This is a genomic window from Dapis purpurea BLCC-M126 (assembly GCF_050015975.1).
GTDB lineage: Bacteria > Cyanobacteriota > Cyanobacteriia > Cyanobacteriales > Microcoleaceae > Trichodesmium.
Genome location: NZ_JBNHER010000255.1, coordinates 1 through 21,565, shown reverse-complemented (window position 1 = coordinate 21,565; position 21,565 = coordinate 1). Strand labels below are relative to the sequence as shown.

General features: G+C 34.3%; 11 protein-coding genes and 1 pseudogene. 7 read left to right on the top strand and 5 right to left on the bottom strand.

Annotation, left to right across the window (positions count from 1 at the left end; all coding sequences use genetic code 11):
- Window positions 1-223: 223 nt before the first annotated feature.
- The gene (ileS, locus tag ACP6PL_RS22725; protein WP_426547561.1) at window positions 224-3,679 is read right to left on the bottom strand and encodes an isoleucine--tRNA ligase; all 3,456 of its coding nucleotides are present in this window, start codon (window positions 3,677-3,679) and stop codon (window positions 224-226) included.
- A 236-nt stretch (window positions 3,680-3,915) separates the two neighbouring features.
- Here ileS and ACP6PL_RS22720 point away from each other — a divergent pair, with 236 nt between their 5' ends.
- The 4 genes and pseudogenes from ACP6PL_RS22720 to ACP6PL_RS22705 all read left to right on the top strand — a co-directional run bounded on the left by ACP6PL_RS22720 (window position 3,916) and on the right by ACP6PL_RS22705 (window position 7,889).
- Window positions 3,916-4,779, top strand: a complete 864-nt coding sequence (locus tag ACP6PL_RS22720; RefSeq protein ID WP_426547560.1) for an NYN domain-containing protein — start codon at window positions 3,916-3,918, stop codon at window positions 4,777-4,779.
- A gap of 237 nt (window positions 4,780-5,016) precedes the next feature.
- Window positions 5,017-5,979, top strand: a pseudogene (locus ACP6PL_RS22715) (XamI family restriction endonuclease).
- Window positions 5,980-7,533 carry an Eco57I restriction-modification methylase domain-containing protein gene (locus ACP6PL_RS22710; RefSeq protein WP_426547559.1) on the top strand — a complete coding sequence of 518 codons (1,554 nt, stop codon included), beginning with the start codon at window positions 5,980-5,982 and terminating at the stop codon, window positions 7,531-7,533. It abuts the pseudogene before it with no gap.
- 71 nt (window positions 7,534-7,604) lie between these two features.
- Window positions 7,605-7,889 carry a hypothetical protein gene (locus tag ACP6PL_RS22705; protein ID WP_426547558.1) on the top strand — a complete coding sequence of 95 codons (285 nt, stop codon included), beginning with the start codon at window positions 7,605-7,607 and terminating at the stop codon, window positions 7,887-7,889.
- A gap of 125 nt (window positions 7,890-8,014) precedes the next feature.
- On the opposite strand, the gene proX (ACP6PL_RS22700) is transcribed toward ACP6PL_RS22705, so the two are convergent.
- Both proX (ACP6PL_RS22700) and proX (ACP6PL_RS22695) read right to left on the bottom strand, forming a co-directional pair.
- Complete coding sequence (proX, locus tag ACP6PL_RS22700) at window positions 8,015-9,031, bottom strand: glycine betaine/L-proline ABC transporter substrate-binding protein ProX (RefSeq protein WP_426547557.1); 1,017 nt, start codon at window positions 9,029-9,031, stop codon at window positions 8,015-8,017.
- Between the two features lie 2 nt (window positions 9,032-9,033).
- Entirely contained in the window at window positions 9,034-10,050 is a 1,017-nt protein-coding gene (gene proX / locus ACP6PL_RS22695; RefSeq protein WP_426547556.1) for a glycine betaine/L-proline ABC transporter substrate-binding protein ProX, read from the bottom strand.
- 192 nt (window positions 10,051-10,242) lie between these two features.
- On the opposite strand from proX (ACP6PL_RS22695), the gene ACP6PL_RS22690 reads away from it, so the two are divergent.
- Window positions 10,243-12,189, top strand: coding sequence for an FAD-dependent oxidoreductase (locus ACP6PL_RS22690; protein ID WP_426547555.1), 1,947 nt, complete (start codon window positions 10,243-10,245; stop codon window positions 12,187-12,189).
- A gap of 278 nt (window positions 12,190-12,467) precedes the next feature.
- Here ACP6PL_RS22690 and ACP6PL_RS22685 read toward each other — a convergent pair whose 3' ends face one another.
- Window positions 12,468-17,897 carry a trifunctional serine/threonine-protein kinase/ATP-binding protein/sensor histidine kinase gene (locus tag ACP6PL_RS22685; protein WP_426547554.1) on the bottom strand — a complete coding sequence of 1,810 codons (5,430 nt, stop codon included), beginning with the start codon at window positions 17,895-17,897 and terminating at the stop codon, window positions 12,468-12,470.
- 306 nt (window positions 17,898-18,203) lie between these two features.
- On the opposite strand from ACP6PL_RS22685, the gene ACP6PL_RS22680 reads away from it, so the two are divergent.
- The gene (locus ACP6PL_RS22680) at window positions 18,204-19,253 is read left to right on the top strand and encodes an aromatic ring-hydroxylating dioxygenase subunit alpha (protein WP_426547552.1); all 1,050 of its coding nucleotides are present in this window, start codon (window positions 18,204-18,206) and stop codon (window positions 19,251-19,253) included.
- Between the two features lie 318 nt (window positions 19,254-19,571).
- Window positions 19,572-19,988 (top strand): hypothetical protein, encoded by a 417-nt coding sequence (locus ACP6PL_RS22675; protein ID WP_426547551.1) that lies wholly within the window; start codon window positions 19,572-19,574, stop codon window positions 19,986-19,988.
- Window positions 19,989-20,356: 368 nt separating this feature from the next.
- Here ACP6PL_RS22675 and ACP6PL_RS22670 read toward each other — a convergent pair whose 3' ends face one another.
- Complete coding sequence (locus tag ACP6PL_RS22670; protein ID WP_426547550.1) at window positions 20,357-21,181, bottom strand: YwiC-like family protein; 825 nt, start codon at window positions 21,179-21,181, stop codon at window positions 20,357-20,359.
- Window positions 21,182-21,565 lie beyond the last annotated feature (384 nt).

The window sequence follows — 21,565 nt, the reverse complement described above, 5'->3', positions numbered from 1 at the left end:
TTAAAAATTGTAGATTTTGTAGGGTGTGTTAGCGAAGCGTAACGCACCGAAACATTTATCAGTAATAAGTTTTTTCAGAAACATTTATCAGGCGTAGGTTGGGTTGAGGAACCCGAAACCCAACAATATCTCTTTTTTTAATTTGGTATAATGCATCGAAACATCACGGGGTAGGCGGTGCGTTACATTTCATTAACGCACCCTACTGGACTACAAGCTATAGTTAAAATTCTCCTGCTAAGGCAGCAACACAACGTTCGCAAATAGTGGGGTCTTCTGAGGAAACACCGACATGAGTAGAATAATTCCAACAGCGATCGCATTTATGCCCATCTGCTTTGACTACTCCTACGCCTAAAGAATCTGATATAGATTTATATTCAAGATTTTCTAGAGCTTCTGGAGATTCTAATAATTCTACTTGGGAAGTAATAAACAGATAACGTAATTCATCAACTCCATTACCAGTCATCATGGCTTTAATATTTTTGGGTTGCTGAGGTAAAGTTTCTGTTTCTACTACTTGTGGAACAGGGGGTAAATCCACTTTTTTAGGAGGTACAATAACTCCTTCTGGAGATACTAAAGTTGCTGATTGTTTAACTGTATTGTCTGTTGATTTTTTAGGTTTGGGTGACAAGGCTCCTTTACCTAATATATCCTCCGCAGTCAATTTAATTTTTTCGGACAAACTTTGCCGAGTTTTAGTCAACAACAAATTGTGAGTAACAAAGCGAATTGTGTAGATAATTCCCACTAATTCTAATATGGAATTTACTACAGGGATTTGGTTTATTGTTGCTACTACTGTTACTGTTACTCTGATTAATAACAGAAATATAATCAGGAAAAATATTCCTCCTAATGCTTTTTGATATGCACTAAATAGTTTGCTCAAAATATCAGGTAAATCTGATAAAAAATTCTGGGTTTGAGCAAAATTAGCAGTAGATTTTGGCGGATTATTAGGAGTTGTATTTTCTATTGTTTCTTGCTCAGTTTCTATTTTAGCTTCGAGAAATTCTGACTGAGTTTTTTCTGGTTGAGCAGCAGGGTTAAACCCTTGCATTTTCTCCCTTAATTCTGCATCTTTTACATACAACAATACCTTTGCTTCTAGGGGCGCACCAATTGCTTTTTCTCCCCTTGCTTTTTCCAACACTTTGTTAACTTCAGTGCGAGTTTTTCGTAACTCTTCCCATGATTTGACTAATTCTGGGTTATGCCATTTTGACTCTAATTTCACCCACCCAGACTCAAATACAGATTTGTAGGGAGTCGGATAAGGAAGGTTTTGCCAAATATCTTCTGCCATGTGGGGTAAAACTGGAGCGATCGCTTTTGCTAAATTTTCTACAGCTACAGCTATGACTGTCTGACAACTGCGCCGTCTGAAAGCATGCGTCGCACTAATATAAAGTCGGTCTTTAGCAATATCTAAATAAAAGTTAGATAAGTCAACAACACAGAAATTTTGAACTGTTTGGAAAAAGCGGAAATACTGAAATTTATCAAAACCATCCTTGACTTCGGCAAACACCTCTGTCATCCGGTGTAACATATAACGGTCTAACTCTGGCATTTCCTCGTAAGCAACAGAATCTTTTGCCGGATCGAAATCATGGATATTGCCCAACAAAAACCGCGCCGTGTTTCTAATTTTGCGATAAATATCTGCTGTTTGCTTGAGAATATTTTTACCAAGGGGTACATCAGAAGAATAGTCTACGGACGAAACCCACAAACGCAAAATATCTGCACCATAAGGAGGTTCTTGTTTTTTATTTTTACCACCTTCGATAACCATTGCCGGATCGACCACATTTCCCAGAGACTTACTCATTTTGCGCCCGTTTTCATCTAGCACAAAACCGTGAGTCAAAACAGTTTTATATGGTGCAACACCGTTAGTAGCAATACTGGTTAGCAAACTTGACTGAAACCAACCGCGATGTTGGTCGGAACCTTCCAAATATATATCAACTGGATATTTTAACCCTTCCCGTTGTTGAGCGACTGCTGCCCAAGATGAACCGGAGTCAAACCAAACATCCATTGTATCTGTACCTTTCTGATACTTATCAGCATCTTTACGGTATTTTTCCGGTAAAAGCTCCTCTACGGACATTTCCCACCAAGCGTCAGAACCTTTTTCAGCAATAATTCCTTGCACATGAGCGATCGTCTCCTCAGTCAGCAAAGGTTCCCCAGTCTTTTCATCATAAAATACCGGAATAGGAACGCCCCAACTTCTTTGTCGAGAAATACACCAGTCAGAGCGATCGCTCACCATTGGGGTAATGCGGTTTTCTCCTTGAGCGGGTATCCAGTTAACATCAGCGATCGCCTTGACTGCTTCATCCCGGAAACCCTCAACAGAAGCAAACCATTGTTCGGTTGCTCGGAAAATAGTTGGTTTTTTGGTGCGCCAGTCGTAGGGATATTTGTGTTCGTAGGGTTCCTCTTTCAAGAGAGAGTTAACATTTTGCAGTGCCTCAATGATGGCAACATTTCCCTCTTTTAATACATTTAACCCGGAAAACTCTCCTGCTTCAGCAGTAAATTTTCCATTGCCATCCACAGGTGACAAAATTGGTAAACTATAACGCTGCCCTACGATGTAGTCTTCCTGACCATGACCGGGAGCAGTGTGAACTAAACCTGTACCTGAGTCGGTAGTAACGTAGTCGCCACCAATGAGAATTTTACTTTCCCGCTCAAATAGTGGGTGTTGGTAAGTGCAATTTTCTAAGTCTTCACCTTTAACTGTCGCTACAGGTGTTAAAGTTGTGCCAAGAGTTGCCGACAAACGTTCGACTGCTTCTGCTGCAACTATGAATAATTTGTCTTTTCCCATTGCATAGTCAGCATCGGGTTTGACAATAGCATAATCAAGTTCTGGGTTAACACTGACTGCCAAATTTCCAGGTATCGTCCAAGGTGTTGTCGTCCAGATGGCAACCCAGAGTTTTTCCAGATAAGGTTTGAGAGACTTTTCAACTGCTGCTGCTAGTTTCATGATTTTAAAAGCAGCATAAATACTCTGAGATGTGTGACCTTCAGGATATTCCAGTTCTGCTTCCGCAAGAGCAGTCTTAGAACTCGGACTCCAATGTACAGGTTTAAGACCACGATAAATGTAGCCTTTCAAAACCATTTTGCCAAATACTCCAATTTGAGCAGCTTCATATTCTGGAGTCAGAGTCATGTAGGGATCTTCCCAGTCTCCCCAAACTCCATAACGTTTGAATGACTCCCGTTGTTTATCAACAGTTTCCAGAGCAAAATCTCTAGCTTTTTGACGTAATTCTATAGGTGTGAGTTTTGCCCTTTCTGCTGATTTAAGATTTTGAATAACTTTTAATTCAATAGGTAAACCATGGCAATCCCAACCAGGAACATAACGCACTTTTCGCCCTTGAAGAATTTGATAGCGATTAATAATATCTTTAAGAATTTTATTCATGGCATGGCCAATATGTAGGTTGCCATTAGCATAAGGCGGGCCATCATGTAGGGTAAAGATTTCCCCTGGGTTGGTCTCTGAGAGACGTTCATAGATTTGTGATTCTGCCCAAAACTTTTGTAGCTCTGGTTCACGGGTGACTGAGTTTGCCCTCATATTAAAGTTAGTTTGGGGCAGGTTTACGGTGTCTTTATAGGATTTTGCTTCAACCATTTAGATTTTAGATTTTTCTGTTAGTATATTGAGAAATTTTAGACTTATTTCTTTGTATCATCCATTGTCTATGGTGTTAGTTGTGTTTAATCTTATCTGCATAACTGCCTGTTTATCTGAATTTTGTTAAAAGAGTCGATCTATCAACAAAAAAATTTGGTCAACATTTGCAGGTGGCTTTTATTTATTGTAGTATAAAAATTACAAATTGAAGTAAGAAATTAGATTTATTACAAATGCGGGGTTATCAATCAGTAGACTATTCTTTCATTAATCAACCTCCAGAAATAACCTATCTATTTATTGATGGAGGTTATTTGAGAGACAAGTACGAAAAAGCTACTTCTAAATGGTTTAACAATGACATTGTAGATGTGAGAAATATTAACTTTGCTGCAATCAAAAGCCATTTTAAAGCTAAAAAAGTTTTCTATTATGACTGCCTTGATGAAATTCAGAATAAAAATGAGAAAGATGAAGATTTTGAAGCTCGTAAATCTAAACAAAAGGATGATTTTAATCAAATCCGTTCTCTGGAAGGATATCACGTTAAGTTAGGAAGTTTAGTAGGTACTCCAAACAATAAACGTCAAAAAGAAGTGGATGTTTTATTAACAGTAGATATGATGAATCACACGATTCGTAATAACATGACCAATGCAGTTTTAATTGCTGGCGATCGAGATTTTAAACCAGTTGTTGAAAGTCTAGTTAATATGGGAATGTATGTAAAAATAGCTTCCGATCCTCGTTCAACTTCCTCAGAATTTAGATATGCTGCTGATAATTATATACCCTTATCATTTGATAATTACTATAGTTGGTCATCCCAAGAATTGAGAAATAAGTATCCATTTCCCAAACCATATAAAATGGCATTGCAATTTGTTACCAAACCTTCTCAACCTTGTGATGATGCTAATTTACTCAAGCAGGGAAAAGTTAATGATGACACAGTTAAATTATTTAAAAAAGAAAATGAGTTTATACTATACTTTCCAGATATAACTAATGGTACGAGCGATCTTAGTTGTGATAGGCAGGAAAGACTAGAACTTTACTACTTCCTCAAGTATGGAAAAGAAATTGAATGGGATTGAATGAATTTACAGCTATAATTATTGAAAGTGAAAATATGAATGAAACAATCAAATTATTAGACTTTGCATAAGTCCTAAAAATGATAACCCTGTAGGGACGTTTCACTGCGTGACATGAAACGCATTTTTGTTATGCAACGTCCCTACTTTGTTAGTTGTTGCCTGTTGATAAGTTGTTTCAACCTACATTCCGCTTGTAGTTAAAGTTATTATTTGAGGAGCTTAAAAATTTTAGTAATGCCAGTAAATGCAGATAAACCCCATCTGTGGAAAAAAGATATTACTCAGTCAGTAGATTTCTACAATAATTGGTTTCTTGAGTTTGCCCCGATAACATACAAAGAAACTCGCCTTAGTACCACTCAACAGGTTGAGTCCACATTAATTTTGACAGCTAATTTCACAAATATCTCACGAGAGGTACTGTATCAGCACCCATTTATCTTGCCTATATTACGGATGGCAACAGCGCCACCTATTGCTCGCGATCGACTTATTGGACTTGCTGATGTACGACCTAACCTTGTTAAGAATATGGAAGAAAAACTACGAATACCGCCACGAATGAATCCAGAATAAATTAATTCTGAACTTGATAAAATTTGCCTAATTATTATTAGATTACTAGATAAAGATATTTCTCCTTGGCTCAAAAATGATAGACAACCAACCGATATAGAAGTTAGTAGAGGTGCGACAATTGTTGCTGACCGTTTATGTGGTAATGTAGCTGACCCTATTATTCGTAATGCTCAAGAACAAAGGCAACTTTCTACTATAAGAAATTGGTTAGAAAACAGAGGTTATTCTTATATTGAAACTGGCAGTGGTTTACAGTTTGATCAACTCAATCCAGGTAGTTTTTCATTTCGGATGAATATATCAGTAAAACAACCCAAAGGTAACAAACAGATTAATATTCCTATTGATACTATTATTATGCCGTTTAATTCTCAAGTTGGTGACTTGCCACTGTTAATTGAAGCGAAGTCAGCAGGCGATTATACAAATACAAATAAAAGGCGTAAAGAGGAAGCTATTAAAATTAATCAACTAAGAAATACTTACGGCCAAAGTGTCAATTTTATTTTATTTTTATGTGGCTACTTTGATAGTGGATATTTAGGTTATGAAGCTGCCGAAGGTATAGACTGGATATGGGAACATCGCATAGATGATTTAGAATTATTTGGGGTGTAAATGATGATAGTAAATAAAACTCAAGAATTAGCCAGAATCAAGTTACAAAACAAACTTGATGCTAGTAAAACTCAAGCTGAAAAAAATAAACTTGGTCAGTTTGCTACACCAACAGAATTAGCAAAAGATATCCTTAAATATTGTATAAATATTTTACCTAAAAACAAAATTCGCTTTCTCGATCCTGCTTTTGGAACAGGTGCTTTTTATTCTGCGTTATTAAACTTATTTCCTATATCAGAGATTGATGAAGCTATTGGATATGAAATAGATCTTCATTGTGGTCAAGAAGCGAGTCAGCTTTGGAGTAAAACAAGATTAAAATTAAATATTGCTGATTTTACAACTTGTATTCCACCAGAATTTGATACAGCTAAAGCTAATTTAATAATCTGTAATCCTCCCTATATTAGACATCATCATTTAACTAAAGATGAAAAACTAAGATTGCAAAATTCAACAGAAAAGATAACTGGAATAAAGCTCAGTAAATTAGCAGGAATTTATTGTCATTTTCTACTTATATCTCATGGCTGGATGGCTAAAAATTGTTTGGCTGCATGGTTAATTCCTAGTGGGTTTATGGATGTGAATTATGGACAGCAAATTAGAGATTATTTATTAACTCAAGTAACATTATTGCGAGTTCATTCCTTTGAGCCAAAAGATGTGCAGTTTAAAAATGCTCTTGTCTCTTCTTCAGTAGTTTGGTTTAGAAATAAAATCCCATCAGATAATCATCAAGTTGAGTTTACATATAGTGGGAGCTTAACTAAGCCCAAAAAATCTCAATTGATATCTGTTAAAGCACTAAAAAATGTTAATAAATGGAAAAATATTTCTAAATTAGATAGCAATATAAACATTGATAGTCAGGGAATAAAATTATCAGAATTATTTACAATCAAACGTGGTTTAGCAACTGGAGCAAACGATTTTTTTATTTTAACGCCAGAACAAATATCCAAATATCAACTTCCTCCAGAATTTTTAACTCCTATTTTACCTAGTCCGCGATATTTTTCAGTTAATGAAATTGAAGCTGATGCTTTAGGTAATCCTATTTTAGAACGTCAGTTATTCCTGCTTTCATGCGATCTATCAAAGAATGAAATTCAATTTCAATATCCTTCACTTTGGCAGTATCTTCAGATGGGAATCAAAAAAGGAATTAGTAATCGTTATTTGTGTAAACATAGGCGACTATGGTATCAACAGGAATCTCGCAAATCTTCGGCGTTAGTTTGTACTTATATGGGGCGTCAAGATGCCTTAAAAATAACACCATTTAGATTTATTTTGAATCATTCTCAGGCAACAGCAACAAATGTTTATTTGATTTTGTATCCGAAATTTGAGCTAGAGAGTATTTTTAAGAAAAAGCCGGATATACTCAGAAAAGTTTGGCAGATTTTGAATCAAATTTCGTTAGATATATTGATAAGTGAAGGCCGAGTTTATGGGGGTGGTTTACATAAGTTAGAACCTAGAGAGCTTGGTAATGTTCCAGCAGATAAAATTATTGAGATTATACCAAGTTTCAAATTGATTTAGTTATTTATGAAGTAAAAATTCGTCAGGTTGTTTATATTCTTGATACTAAATATAAGTTAAATAGCAGACTATTGCCAGATGATATTCATCAAGTGGTGGCTTATGCAACTTACAAAAAATGTCACGAAGCTATTTTGATTTATCCTCATAAATTAACCAATCCTATCAATCAATTAGTTGGTGATAGTGAAGTAAGATTGCGTAGTTTGACATTTGCTCTTGACTCCGATTTAGAAAAAGCTGGTCAATCGTTTTTTAAAAGAATTAATCCAGCAATTTTGAGACAGTTTGTAAAGTACTCCAAAGTGTTTTCTGGCCACCAAGTGCCAACTCCTAACTCCCATACCTTTTTTTAGATTTAGTGATATATTTACTCTCTAAAGTTTTTTAGATAAAACAGTTGCTATAATTATCAAATATTTATAAATTAATTATCATCAAGATATAAAAAAACTATAGAAAGTAACTACTAGATTCTAAGTCAAATATCTGCCACTTTTTTTGCTTCTTCTAACCAACTATCAAACAATTCCTGATTATTTTCAACCCACTCCTTAGCATGGCGACGGATATCTTCTGGAGAATCTTCACCATTTTTAATATATAGACTTTCAACATTTATATCCTCAGTAGAAATTTGAACTAATTCAAACCAACGTTTGGCAACTGGGTTAGTTGCTAAAAACTCTTTGTTAGCAAAAATTCGCTGCCGATCTACAGCAAATCCCAGATTTTTACCTTCTATAATAGTGTCTTTTTCTGTTAGATTTTTCTGAGATTCTGGAAGGGAAGTAAAGGGAACTTCCAACCAAATTATGTCTTTATCTGGTTTTAAGACTGTAGATATCCAGTGAGGATTAAAAGCATAGTAGAGAACACTTTTCCCTTGCTCGTAGCGAGTAATAACATCTGCAAGTAAAATAAGATATTGTCCTCTATTGTGTTCGACTGTATCTTCTAGTCCATAAGCTTTAATTTGATGATCGATTATTCGTTCACAAAACCAACCAGGATTACAACCGACTAAATTAGCTTTACCGTTACCATCGGAATCAAATAGTTGAGCAATTTTTGGGTCTTTAAGTTGTCCTAGGTTAGTAATTTTATATTTATCAGCAGTTTTTTTATCAATTTGATAGCCTTGTACTATATTAGGAACTATAACTCCAACTCGCTCTAACTTTTTTTTACCCCCAGCATTATTAAAATATGCTTGATGTGCTTTTTCGCCACCGATCGTACTATAATCTAAGTCACCATTAGCAACAGACAAATAAATAGCAGGGTAGTCAATTTCTTTCGGTTTTTCAATCTGATAACCAAGTTTTTCCAGACCAATATTTACAATTTCGGTTGCGAAATGTTCCTCAACCCAATTACTATGGGCAGCACGAACTTTAGTTTTTTTAATGGACGAAGTTGATTGACAGGCAATTAAACCTATCAACAAAGTTGTCAAAGTCATTCCTAAAGCTAGTTGCCTCAATTTTTGTTTCATTGTCAAATATCTGCCCCTTTTTTTGCTTCTTCTAACCAACTATCAAACAACTCTTGATTCTTTTCAACCCACTCTTTGGCATGGCGACGGATATCCTCTGGAGAATTTTCACCATCTTTAATATATAGACTTTCAACATTCATATCCTCAGCCGGAATTTGAACCAGTTCAAACCAACGTTTGGCAATTGGGTTAACTGCTAAAAATTTTTTATTGGCAAAAATTCGCTGCCGATCTACAGCAAATCCCAGATTTTTACCTTCTATAATAGTGTCTTTTTCTGTTAGATTTTTCTGAGATTCTGGAAGGGAAGTAAAGGGAACTTCCAACCAAATTATGTCTTTATCTGGTTTTAAGACTGTAGATATCCAGTGAGGATTAAAAGCATAGTAGAGAACACTTTTCCCTTGCTCGTAGCGAGTAATAACATCTGCAAGTAAAATAAGATATTGTCCTCTATTGTGTTCGACTGTATCTTCTAGTCCATAAGCTTTAATTTGATGATCGATTATTCGTTCACAAAACCAACCAGGATTACAACCGACTAAATTAGCTTTACCGTTACCATCGGAATCAAATAGTTGAGCAATTTTTGGATCTTTAAGTTGTCCGAGGTTAGTAATTTTATATCGATCAGCAGTTTTTTTATCAATTTGATAGCCTTGTACTAAATTATGAGTTAAAACTCCAACTTGCTCTAACTTTCTTTCACCTCCAGCATTATTAAAAAATTCTTGGTGTAATTTTTCACCATTGATAACACTATAATCTAGGTCTCCATTAGCAACAGACAAATAAATAGCAGGATAGTCAATTTCTTTTGGTTTTTCAATCTGATAACCAAGTTTTTCCAGACCAATATTCACAATTTCGGTTTGGAAATGTTCCTCAACCCAATTACTATGGGCAGCACGAACTCTAGTTTTTTTCACAGGGGAAGTTGATTGACAGGCAATTAAACCTATCAACAAAGTTGTCAGAGTTATTCCTAAAGGAAGTTGCCTTAATTTTTGTTTCATTTAAAAGTTATCATAAACCTACAATAAAGATTGTTTAGCTAGACTATATCCTCAAACACTTGATTGCCAAAAAACTTTAGAAAACCTTAAGCATTATATATTTTTATAGGCAAAAATTCGGCACTAAATTACAATATACCAGGGCGTTAATCGGCCAAATTAAAATTTCCAACAATAATCAAATTATTGCTGATGAATCAATTAACTAATCTCAAATCATTTCCATCAGTTTCGCGACGTACAATACTCAAATTATTAACTATTGGAGCTACCACTGGTTTACTGGGTTATACTCGATTCTCGAAACCCAAACCAACAGTTTTTGTACAAGATAATCTAGATTTACCACTATATTTAAACAATTCTAAAAGTGTGATAGTAGTTGGTGGTGGATTGGCAGGATTAGCTTGTGCTTATGAACTTAGTCAGCGAGGTTTCAGGGTTACTTTATTAGAAAAATCCCCACAACTAGGAGGAAAAATTGCTAGTTGGTCTGTTGATGTAGGGGGGGAAAAGTTTATGATGGAACATGGTTTTCATGGTTTTTTTCCTCAATATTACAATCTGAATAGTTTGGTAGAAGAACTGAATATTAATGATAATTTTCAGTCTTTAGAGTTCTATTCTATGGTGTTTCGAGAAGGAAAATATGACCCAGAAGTTTTTCGTCCTAGTAGTTCGGCTTTTCCTTGGAATATTGTAGATTTAGCAATTTCTTCTCCCAATAGACTTAGATGGGGAATTAATTTAGTAAAACCTAAACATTGGGAAGTTTTTCGTGCCATAGGTGGCTTTCAAGTAGAGAAAACTTATCAGCAACTTGACAATTTATCTGTTACTGAATGGGTGGAAAAAGATTTTCCTCAAGGATTGTACGATTTGTATTTTTTGCCTTTTGCTAAATCAAGTCTTAATGCTCCAGATAAATTGAGTGTTGCGGAGTTAATGCAGTTTTTTCACTTCTATTTTTTTGGTAATCCAGAAGGTTTAGCTTTTAATGGTACAAGACAAGATATGGGTACAAGTTTAGTACAACCAATTGCTCAAGAAATTGAAAGTAAGGGAGGTAAAATTTTTACTGATGTTGGGGTTAGTAAAATTAATTGGCAAGACAATAAGATTAATTCAATTAGTTATCAGTTAGGAGAGTTAAAAAGTTTGATTCCTTTTTGGGTAGAACGTAATTTGGAAATTGACAAAGAGGAAGTTAATTATTTTGGTTCGAGCGATCGCCTCTTTGCTGTTAAAGCTAATTCAGATGAGGCTATTTCTTTGACTTGTACTCATCAAGGTTGTACTGTTGAATTAGCAGAAGATGGAAATTTTTACTGTCCTTGTCACGGTGCAGTTTATGATAGAAAAGGAAAAGTATTAGCAGGTCCGACAAAACGAAATTTATCCCGCTACAAAATTAATCAAACTAGAGAAAGTAAAGTGCAATTAGTTGGTATAATGGAAAATAAATCAGAAATTATCTCTACAGAAATTCAAGCAGATTATTATGTTTTTGCTACGGATGTTCCGGGAGTTCAACACTTATTTAATGTGATGGAAGGAGAAGTAAATCAAAATCTAAAATCCCAGATACAAAAATTAAATATAGCCGATCCATTTGCAGTCTGTCGTTTTTGGTTTGACCGAGACTTTGACTGGCAACATAGCAATTTTACTTCTCTATCTGGCTATGAATTAACTGATAGTATTACTCTCTATCATCGCATTCAAGAACAATTTATTCAATGGCATGAAAAAACAGGTGGTAGTGTTGTGGAATTACACGCTTATTGTTATAAAGAAAAACAATTTCCCACTCAGGAAAATTTACTGACAACTTTTGCACAGGAATTATACGAAATTGTACCGGAATTAAAAGATGCTAATTTGCTGCATCGAGAATTAGTAAATCAGAAAAATTTTTCCGCTTATCCTCCAGGTAGTTATCAACAACGTCCGGAAACTAATAGTGGTATTTCTAATTTAATGTTTGCTGGAGATTGGGTAAAGATGCCATTTCCCTGTGGTTTAATGGAAAGAGCTATTAGTAGTGGATTATTAGCAGCAAATGAGATTATTAATAGAGAGGGTTTACAAAGACGAAAATTACTATCAGTAAACCCAGAAGGTATTCTAAAAATTTGAGATTTAGAGGGAAGAGGGAAGAAGGAAGAAGGTAAGAAGAGAAAAAAGGGTGGGAAGGAAGAAAGCAATTATCTAGGAGAGAAAGGATAAATATTGAAAAAAAAGGAAAATAACTATCTAAAATGAACTGGAGCAGTGATTTTTCAGCATATCTGAGTAAGATGTACCTTTTTGTAGCATTCTTTTTTCAAAGTGGTCTAATTCCTTTTTCTCTCTAACTTCTTCCTTATTCCTTTTCCCTTCCTACCTTCTTCCTTCTTCCTTCTAACTTCTTCCTTCTAACTATAATTACCAGTTGCTGGTTTAATAGGAATTTCAATTATGAACTCTGTACCTTTTCCCACTTCAGAAATACAGCTCAAATCACCTCCGTGTTTTTCTACTACAATTGAATAGCTAATTGATAATCCTAAACCTGTACCTACACCAACTGGTTTAGTTGTAAAAAATGGATCGAATATTTTAGACAATGCTTGAGAATCAATACCACTGCCATTGTCAGCAATTTTTATTTTTACTGTTGCCGAATCTGTTACTTCAGTAGAAATTGTAATAGTCGGTTTACGATCAAATTCTTGTTGTTTATCTCGTCGATTTTCTAAAGCATCAATTCCATTAGCCAATAAATTCATAAATACCTGATTGATTTGGGAAACGTAACAGATAACCTGTGGCAAATTACCATAGTTTCTGACTATTTCAATTTCATGATTATCTGACTTTTCTTTAATACGAGTATGTAAAATTAGTAGGGTACTATCGATACCTTCGTGGATATTTACAGGTTTCATTTCAGCTTCATCTAACCGGGAGAAGTTGCGGAGGGAAATGACAATATCTCGGATACGTTCGGCTCCAACTTTGATAGAATTCAAAAGTTTTTGTAAGTCTTGTATGAGAAATTCTAAGTCCAGATCCTCAATTTCATCTTGAATTTCCTCTACAGGTTCAGGATAATGTTCTTGATATAAATCAATTAAATTCAGTAAGTCAGAAATATATTCATTGGCAGGGGAAAGATTACCATAAATAAAGCCGACAGGGTTATTTATTTCGTGAGCTACTCCAGCAACTAACTGCCCTAAACTTGACATTTTTTCACTTTGAATCAGTTGAGATTGAGTGCGTTGTAGCTCGTGCAATGTTTGCTCTAGTCGGAGATTTTTTTCGTTTAATTCCTGGGTTCTTTCTTGAATTTTTTGTTCTACTGAAGTGTACAACATTGCATTTTCTAAGGAAACTGCTGCTTGAGATGATAAAAGTCTTAATATTTCCAAACGTTCTGGAGTAAATGCACCTGTAGTTAGATTATTTTCCAAATACAAAACTCCGATAAGTTTGCCTCCATTAATAATAGGAGTACATAAAACAGATTTAAGTTGAATTTTGGCAACATAAGGGTCAGTTGTGAAACGATCTTCAGCAAAAGCATTACTTAAAACAACATCTTGGTGTGTTCGTTCTACATAATTAATTATTGTTAGTGGTAAATCTTCAGATTCATTAATTTGTGTTTCTTGAACTACCACTTCTTCAGAATCTAAGGTGGCTTCGGCTTTATTCATTAGTTGGCCTTCTGTGGGTAACAGGAGTACACCTTTTTCTGCACCAGCATTTTCCATGAGAATTTTCATTAATTTAGATAGTAATTTATCTAATACAATCTCACTAGAAATTGCTTGAGATGCTTTAATAACTGTGGCTAGATCTAAGGACTGACTATTACTACCTGTTTCACTAGAAATTGCTGTGGTTTGAGGATCAATCATATGGTTTTTAACTGTTAATAGATTTTTTAATTCTGGATGTTGATTTTCTAAATCTTTGATTTTTCTATTTACCCCCCAATTGTGATAACCATAGTAAGCATCATGTAAATGAACTTTTGCATACTTAGGTTTATCTTGATTTAACCAACATTTTACTGCTAATTCATTACCTAATGCTTCATATTGAATAAATTCATTTTTACTAGCAGATTCTATAGCTTGATTATATAAGTCTATTGCTGCTGTATTTTGTCCGGAAATACTTGCAATTTCTGCTGCTACTAATAAATACTTATGTTCAAAGTTTTCTTGACAGTTATCTGCCCAAACTTTCATCTGCTGTTGATTTTTTTCTAGTTGCTGCCAATATTCTTTTTGCTTAACTTCAGAAACATTTGGGTAAAGGGTAGTTAAAATTAGTGAATAGTAAAAATTGAATTCTGTAATAGGTAGAGCACCTGTAATAAATCCGAGATATTTTTTAGCTGACAAAATGCTATCCAGTGCTACATCTAAGTTTCCATACAAATAGAAAAGATACGATTTGTAAATAAGATATATACACAAGGAGTAAAAGTTTTGATGTTGTTGACAACTATCTAAATATTCTGCTTCTTTATCTGTGTTAAAATCTAAATCAATTTGTTCTTTGATCAGAGAGTTACTATCCTGGTTTTCAGGTTTTGCTACCAAGTTTTCTAGAATATTTTTAATTCCGATTAAAGTATCTGTCGAAAGTTGATTTTTAGTTTTTTGAGTAAATTGTAAGTAGCGATTAATTTCTGTTAATATTTCTGGGATAGGTTGACCTTGAAATAATGAATTAAGAGATGTGTTATGTAGAAGATAACCTGCGTATTCTAAATCCCCTGATTCTAAAGCAGCTCCATATCCTTCATGGTTAATTACATTAGATTCTTTAATGTGCTTAAACCAAAAACTTAATGAATTAGCAAATCCAGCACAAGCTTTACATTTTAATCGCGAAATTTCCCATTTATCAGTTAGTTTTAATGCTAACAGACCAAACTGATATGCAGAGTGATAATCTCCGAAATAACTATTAAGAATCATTCCATAGTTAGTATAACAGAGACATGATTCAGCAACGGAACCATATTCTAGGGAAATATTGACACCTTTGAGTACCATTACTGTCCATAATTCTGGATTTGTTAAATAAGCAGATGCCATCAAATTTGTTAATAGCTCTAAAGCTATTTTATACTTTGATGTCTGCCGATCTTTTTCATTAATTAGTTTGGCAATTTCTTGTTCGCCTAAATTTTCTTTGACTTTGGCAAATTCCTGATTAATTGTTATCTGTAAATCTGTTTCTGGAATATCTATTCCTAGTAATGCTAGAGATTTTTTTCCTGCGGTAATTGCTTGTTCATATTGACCGCGTAAAGTATATTGAATCACCAATAAATTATAAACTTCTATGTTCTCAAAAATTGATTTTGAATGCTCTAATATTATGTTAATTAATGCTTCACTTTCTGAGAAGTTACTGTTTAAAGACTCTACTATTGCTCCTTCTTTATATAATGCAAAAGTTAGATCATAATCTTGATTCCAAGAATCCCAATCCAACAGAGATATGCCTGATGTGATATATTCTTTAGCAGCTACATAAGCTGTGGCATCTTTCGCTTTTTTAGCAGCTTCTAAATTGAGTTTTGCTAGTTCAATTTTTTCTACTTTATCTGTAATTAAATTTCTACCTATATTCAGATGATCTACTAAATCAAAAACTCGTTCTCCACGATATTCTGGAGGAGTATTTTCTAACAATAAACGTCCAATTCTCAGATGTACAGCCTGTTTTTGAGATTCATCTATTAAAGTATAAGCTGCTTGTTGTACTCGGTCATGCAAAAACTTATAATTCAGAATTAAAAATGGATATAAGTTCAATTCTACATTTTTGGCTTCTGTTTCTGAAACGGGTAGAATTAATCCTTCCTGAATAGCGGGTAATAAATCTTGAAAAGTTGCATAAGATTCTTTTTCATAAATTAATGCTAGAGTATTCAAATCAAATTGATTGCCTACACAAGCAACTAAACTTAAAACTTTCTGAGTTAATGTTGGTAATTTCTCTAATTTTCCAATCATTAACTCCACTACATTATCAGTAATATCAAGTGCTGTAATTTTTTCCATATCCCACTCCCACCGAATCTTTTCCGAATCAAATTTTAGCAAATTTTCCTGATAGAGAGTTTTCATAAATTCATTCACAAAGAAAGGATTTCCACCTGTTTTTGTTTCTACTAACTCTGCTAATTCTTTGACAGAATATCTGTCATTGTGTAATGTTTCGGCAATTAATTGAGTAATATTTTCAAAGTTTAAAGGAGTCAAGTCTATTTGATTTATCTGACCATGATTTATATTCCCAGATTGAGAACGAATAGCATTTAAAGTCATCAATAAACGATGAGTTGAATTAACTTCATTATCCCGATAAGACCCAATTATCAACAGATGCTGTATTTCTTCATCTGCCATCATTAATTTAATTAACTTGAGTGTAGCAGAGTCTGCCCATTGTAAATCATCAAGAAAAATAACTAGGGGATGCTCTGGTTTACAAAATAAACCAATAAAGTTTTGAAAGATGATATTAAAGCGATTTTGAGTTTCATTTGTTCCTAATTCTTGGATTTTTGATTGGGGTCCAACAATTAACTCTAATTCGGGAATTACATCAATAATAATTTGCCCATTGGTACCAAAAGCTGCTAAAAGTTTATTTCTCCATTCATGTAATTTAGCTTCACTTTCACTTAAAATAATTCTGACTAATTCAGAAAATGCACTGACAATTGCTGAGTAGGGAATATTATGTTGAAATTGATCGAATTTTCCCCAGATAAAATACCCAGCTTGACGAATAATTGGTTGAGCAATTGCTTGTACCAAAGCTGATTTACCTATACCAGAATAACCAGTTACTAACATCATTTCTTTTGTACCGTTACGCACACGCTCAAAAGCTCCCATTAGTGCTTCAATTTCTGATTGTCTGCCATATAGTTTTGGTGGTATTTGAAATTTATCAGAAATATCTTGACTAGCAAGAGGAAAATCCACTATTGTTTCTGTAATTTGTAGTTGATTTAAACATTCATCTAAATCAGCAATTAAACCCCAAGCACTTTGGTATCTTTCTGTTGTAGTTTTGGCTAATAATTTGATGATAATATTTGATAAAATCTGTGGAATTTCTGGATTAATTTCATGGGGAGGTTTTGGTTGTTTGGCAATGTGGGCATGAACTAATTCCATAGGATCGGTGTTAGTAAAAGGTAGTTTCTGAGTTAATAGTTCATAAAAAGTAACACCCAGAGAATAAAAATCTGTACGATAATCTATAGGAGAATTCATCCTGCCAGTTTGTTCGGGAGATATATACGCCAGAGTACCTTCTAAAATCTTAGAATTTTCTAGTTGATGGCGATCGCGAGTTAATACAGAAGAGATACTAAAATCTATAATTTTTAACTCCCCTGTTGTCTGGTTAAAAATTATATTAGATGGATTAATATCTTTATGAATAATATTAGCACTATGAATCTCACCTAAACTTTCAGCTACTTTTATAGCTAACCTTAAAAAACCTAAAATAGTAAATTTCTCTGAGGCAATTAATGTTTTGAGAGATGCACCACCAAAATCTTCTAAAATTATTACTAGACTATTCTCGTATTTTTCTAATCCGTAAGCTTTAGTTACTCCAGAAAGATTTAAAGACTTGAGAATTTCATATTCTTTTCTATACCGATTACTTTCAGTTTCTGCTGCATAATTTCCTTTGCTAAGTTTAAGTACAACAGGCTGATTATCTGGCTCTTGCTTGGCTCTATAAACTATGGAATTAGTACCCTCATAAATTTTTGCAATAATTTGGTAACCTGGAATATTAATCATTGTTAAATTTTCCTGCAAAACTACTAAATTAGTTATTAATTCTTAAATATTGTCCGTAAGCAGAAGGCAAAAGGCAAAAGGAAAGAAAAGGCTAGAAGGGAGAAAGTTTTTTTATCACGCTCTTAACCCGGACATGATATTAAACAATTTCCTTGCTTAAATCCTTCCTTTTTTTCCTACTTTTGACTTTTGACTCTCTTGGTGCGAATTTCCTTGCGTCTTACGCCGACGCGGGGTCAAACTACTTTTAACTTTTGACTTTATTTGTCATAAGATAATTAATTACTCGGATTATATATAAGTCCTATGTCTTCTCCTCAAACTACTTTCTACCATGATATCCGTAACTTGGGAATTAACCAAAATCACTGGTATGCTGTTGCTCGCAGTATAGAGCTTAAATCTCACCCTTTAAACATTACACTTTGGCATCAATCCATCGTTCTTTACCGGGGTTACAATGGAAAAGTCCATGCTCTAGAAGACCTTTGCCCTCATCGTTTTGTTAAACTTAGTTATGGTCGTGCGATCGCGGATGAATTAGAATGTTCATATCATGGATGGCGTTTTGAGTCAAGTGGTAAATGTTCTCATGTACCCTATTTAGCAAGTAATCAAAAATTACCTACTTGTCAAATTCAGACTTTTCCAGTCCAAGAAATAAACGGTTTTATCTGGGTATTTCCTGGAGATAAATCATTGGCAAATTTAATTTCTCCTCTAGAAATTCCTGAGTGGGAACATCTCAATTATATTGCTACAATTTCAGTGATAAAATGTCGCGCTCATTATTCTTATTTGGTAGAAAATTTAATGGATATGCACCACGGACATTTACATCAAAATTGGCAAGCTTGGGCAGCAGCAGAATTAATAGACTTATCTGAAAATGACTATAGAGTAGATGCTTATTATCAGGCTCAAAGCTATTATAAAATTGACAAAATTTGGTCAATATCTCAATTATTATTTCCTGTTTTGCGACAACTCCATCCCGAACCATTAAATGTAAGTTATATCTATCCAAATTGGGTTTCTAACCTGGGGAAAGATTTTAAAATTTACTGTCTTTTATTACCTATTAATGAAATAGAAACCCAAGCTTATCTAATTCACTTTACATCACTTCACGCCTTTTGGCGTTTACATAAACTACCAGAATGGTTTAGACGATTTGTCAAAAAAAGTTTATTTGGTTCAGCTCAAAAACTACTGGATGGTTTAGTGCAGCAAGATGTAGAAATGATAGAAGAAGAACAACAAGCTTATCTAAAAAATCCTCAGCGACGTAGTTATGAGTTAAACAGCGCTCTAGTAAGTACACAAAAGTTAATTAGAAAACAAGCCATCAAATGAATCATAAATATATGCTGAAAATAATAGAGTATCTGTTTAAGAGCCGATAAGATACTGATAAGGTATAAAACTTATCATACATAAGTTATCACCATATTAGAGTTAGGTCACAAGTCCCTGAATTAAACTAGGTCAATCAAAAAAAAATTGCCCCTGTTTAAATTTTCTAGATTCAAACAGGGACTATAATATCTAACTTTTGACTTTTGACTCTTAATTTGGTTCAACAGTTACTCTCCAGGGAGGAACTACATAGCTAATAAAAATTAGCACGATCAAAGTCAATATCTCTCACATTATGGATGGAGCTAGTTCAACATGGGTAATACCATTGGCATAATGTTTGGGTTTTTAGGTGGAACAATTTTCGCCAGTGAAGGGGGATACAAAGTCTTACAACACCCTAACCCAAACCGAGAATATCAAAGACTTTCAGAAGCTAAATGGTTTTTGGCCTTGAGGTGGTGTGAACAATTTCCAGCTCCTGCTGGTATCCTTAACTTCCAAGGTCAATTTTCTTTTTATAATCAAGCAGCATTAAGAATTGGAGAACATAATTTTTTACCTCTAGAGCATAGGCAAGAAATTTTTAATCAATGTTTATCCTTACCAGCAGGTACAACAAAAACTTACTCAATTTTTGCCCCTGATGGTAGTTATTTTAGCTCTTTTGAGGTGATGGGAATTGAGATTGATCCTAGATATGGTAGGGTTGCTATTGTCAATTCACTCTAATTTTTTTGATTGGAAAAATTGGTAGTCCTAAATATAGTCAGGATAAAGGATATTAGAAGTATTCAGTAATTAGGCGTTTTTCCTATATAGCACTGGGCATTTAGATGTTTGACATTGGTAAATCCTGTTTGCGTTTTTGCTGGCGCGGAGCATTCCGAAGGAAAGCTTTGCAAACGCTTTATATGTCGCTAAGCGTTAACGTGCCTTGTGCGAAGCAAAACGGCTGTCGCCGAAATGAAACGCTACGCGACATGAATGCACAGGATCCTACAGGGAAACATAGAGGCATCGAAAACTCAGTCATAAATTACTCTTGGCTTGTGCGTAGCGCTATACTTATCATTACTTCTTTACCACTACCAAAAAAATTAAGCATTAGGTAGGTGAGCGGGAAGAACGCTTATGGCAGCAATAGCAATGTAGATTAGGGCGAAACGGGTTTCAAATATTGCGACAAAATAAAATTTTGTTGTGCGATACCAATCTAATCTAAAGGCGATCGCAACTAACTTAACTAAGGCCACACCGTAAGATAAAGCTGTTATTAAATTTAAGTAATTGCACCAGTAAATACAAAGTATAATCAGGGTTGCAGTGCTATGATAAATAATTCCGGGTATAGGGGAACTAGTCTTTTGTTTGCGTAACTTGAGTGTAAATATAGCACTACTAAAAAATAAGACATTAAGTATCCACATTGCTAGGGCAGTTAGAGAAATATTGCCTGTTGTAGCTGTATATGCTAGGGGTGCTGAGAGACAGATAGCTAAAAATCCAATCATTTCGTTTAATATAGATTTTTGTTTGCGTTTTAAAACAGCAATAGTATCCGCAACTAAAGCTATTATCGCTATTCCATAAATCCATAGTAAACATGGAGTTTGGAGGTAAAGCCACCCAGCGATCGCTATTGCAATACTTCCATACAAACTACCCCAGATTAAAAAGCGAGGTTTCCAACTGCTTCGCTGTTTGATTTGCACTACTAAGGGATGTTCTGCTTGTAAGGCGAAAAAAGCACAGATGAGAGCTAAAGTTGTTGAACTTGTCCATTCTTGGGCTAAAGCTGCTCCTGTGAGAAAAGAACCACCTAATATCAGTAAAACTCCCTGTTCTGGAGAAAAGGTAGGTTTGTACCATGTATGTATGTTGGGGCGATTTTTTTTGCTAGTAATTGTTGATAAGTGAACCATGCTTATACTCCATAATATGACTAACTTCTCTCAGACTCAGGCAAATGTCTCTATAATTTCTTGAGAATTATTATTAATAATGTCACAACTACCCCCTAGATTTTAAGTATTCATTGATACAGAAATCTGAAATAGTTACTAAATCAGGCTATTTGCGAATAAAAATTTCTATTTCTTAACTTCTTAAAGAAAAATAATTGAAAATGAGGATAAATTAAGATAAGTAAGATTACTTATAGGTTGTTTTGATTAATTCTGGACATGGCCAAAAGCGATCGCCCCTTTGATTGGAGAGAGGCGATCGCTTTAATCATCAATTTTAAAAATCAGTTATATCATGTTCGGATGATCACTTATAATAAAACCAGAATCATTACAGTAGAG

Coding starts and splice junctions, on each gene's coding strand:
- ileS (WP_426547561.1), bottom strand. CDS start 3,679: ATGGTTGAAGCAAAATCCTATAAAGACACCGTAAACCTGCCCCAAACT.
- ACP6PL_RS22720 (WP_426547560.1), top strand. CDS start 3,916: ATGCGGGGTTATCAATCAGTAGACTATTCTTTCATTAATCAACCTCCA.
- ACP6PL_RS22710 (WP_426547559.1), top strand. CDS start 5,980: ATGATGATAGTAAATAAAACTCAAGAATTAGCCAGAATCAAGTTACAA.
- proX (WP_426547557.1), bottom strand. CDS start 9,031: ATGAAACAAAAATTGAGGCAACTAGCTTTAGGAATGACTTTGACAACT.
- proX (WP_426547556.1), bottom strand. CDS start 10,050: ATGAAACAAAAATTAAGGCAACTTCCTTTAGGAATAACTCTGACAACT.
- ACP6PL_RS22690 (WP_426547555.1), top strand. CDS start 10,243: ATGAATCAATTAACTAATCTCAAATCATTTCCATCAGTTTCGCGACGT.
- ACP6PL_RS22685 (WP_426547554.1), bottom strand. CDS start 17,897: ATGATTAATATTCCAGGTTACCAAATTATTGCAAAAATTTATGAGGGT.
- ACP6PL_RS22680 (WP_426547552.1), top strand. CDS start 18,204: ATGTCTTCTCCTCAAACTACTTTCTACCATGATATCCGTAACTTGGGA.
- ACP6PL_RS22675 (WP_426547551.1), top strand. CDS start 19,572: ATGGGTAATACCATTGGCATAATGTTTGGGTTTTTAGGTGGAACAATT.
- ACP6PL_RS22670 (WP_426547550.1), bottom strand. CDS start 21,181: ATGGTTCACTTATCAACAATTACTAGCAAAAAAAATCGCCCCAACATA.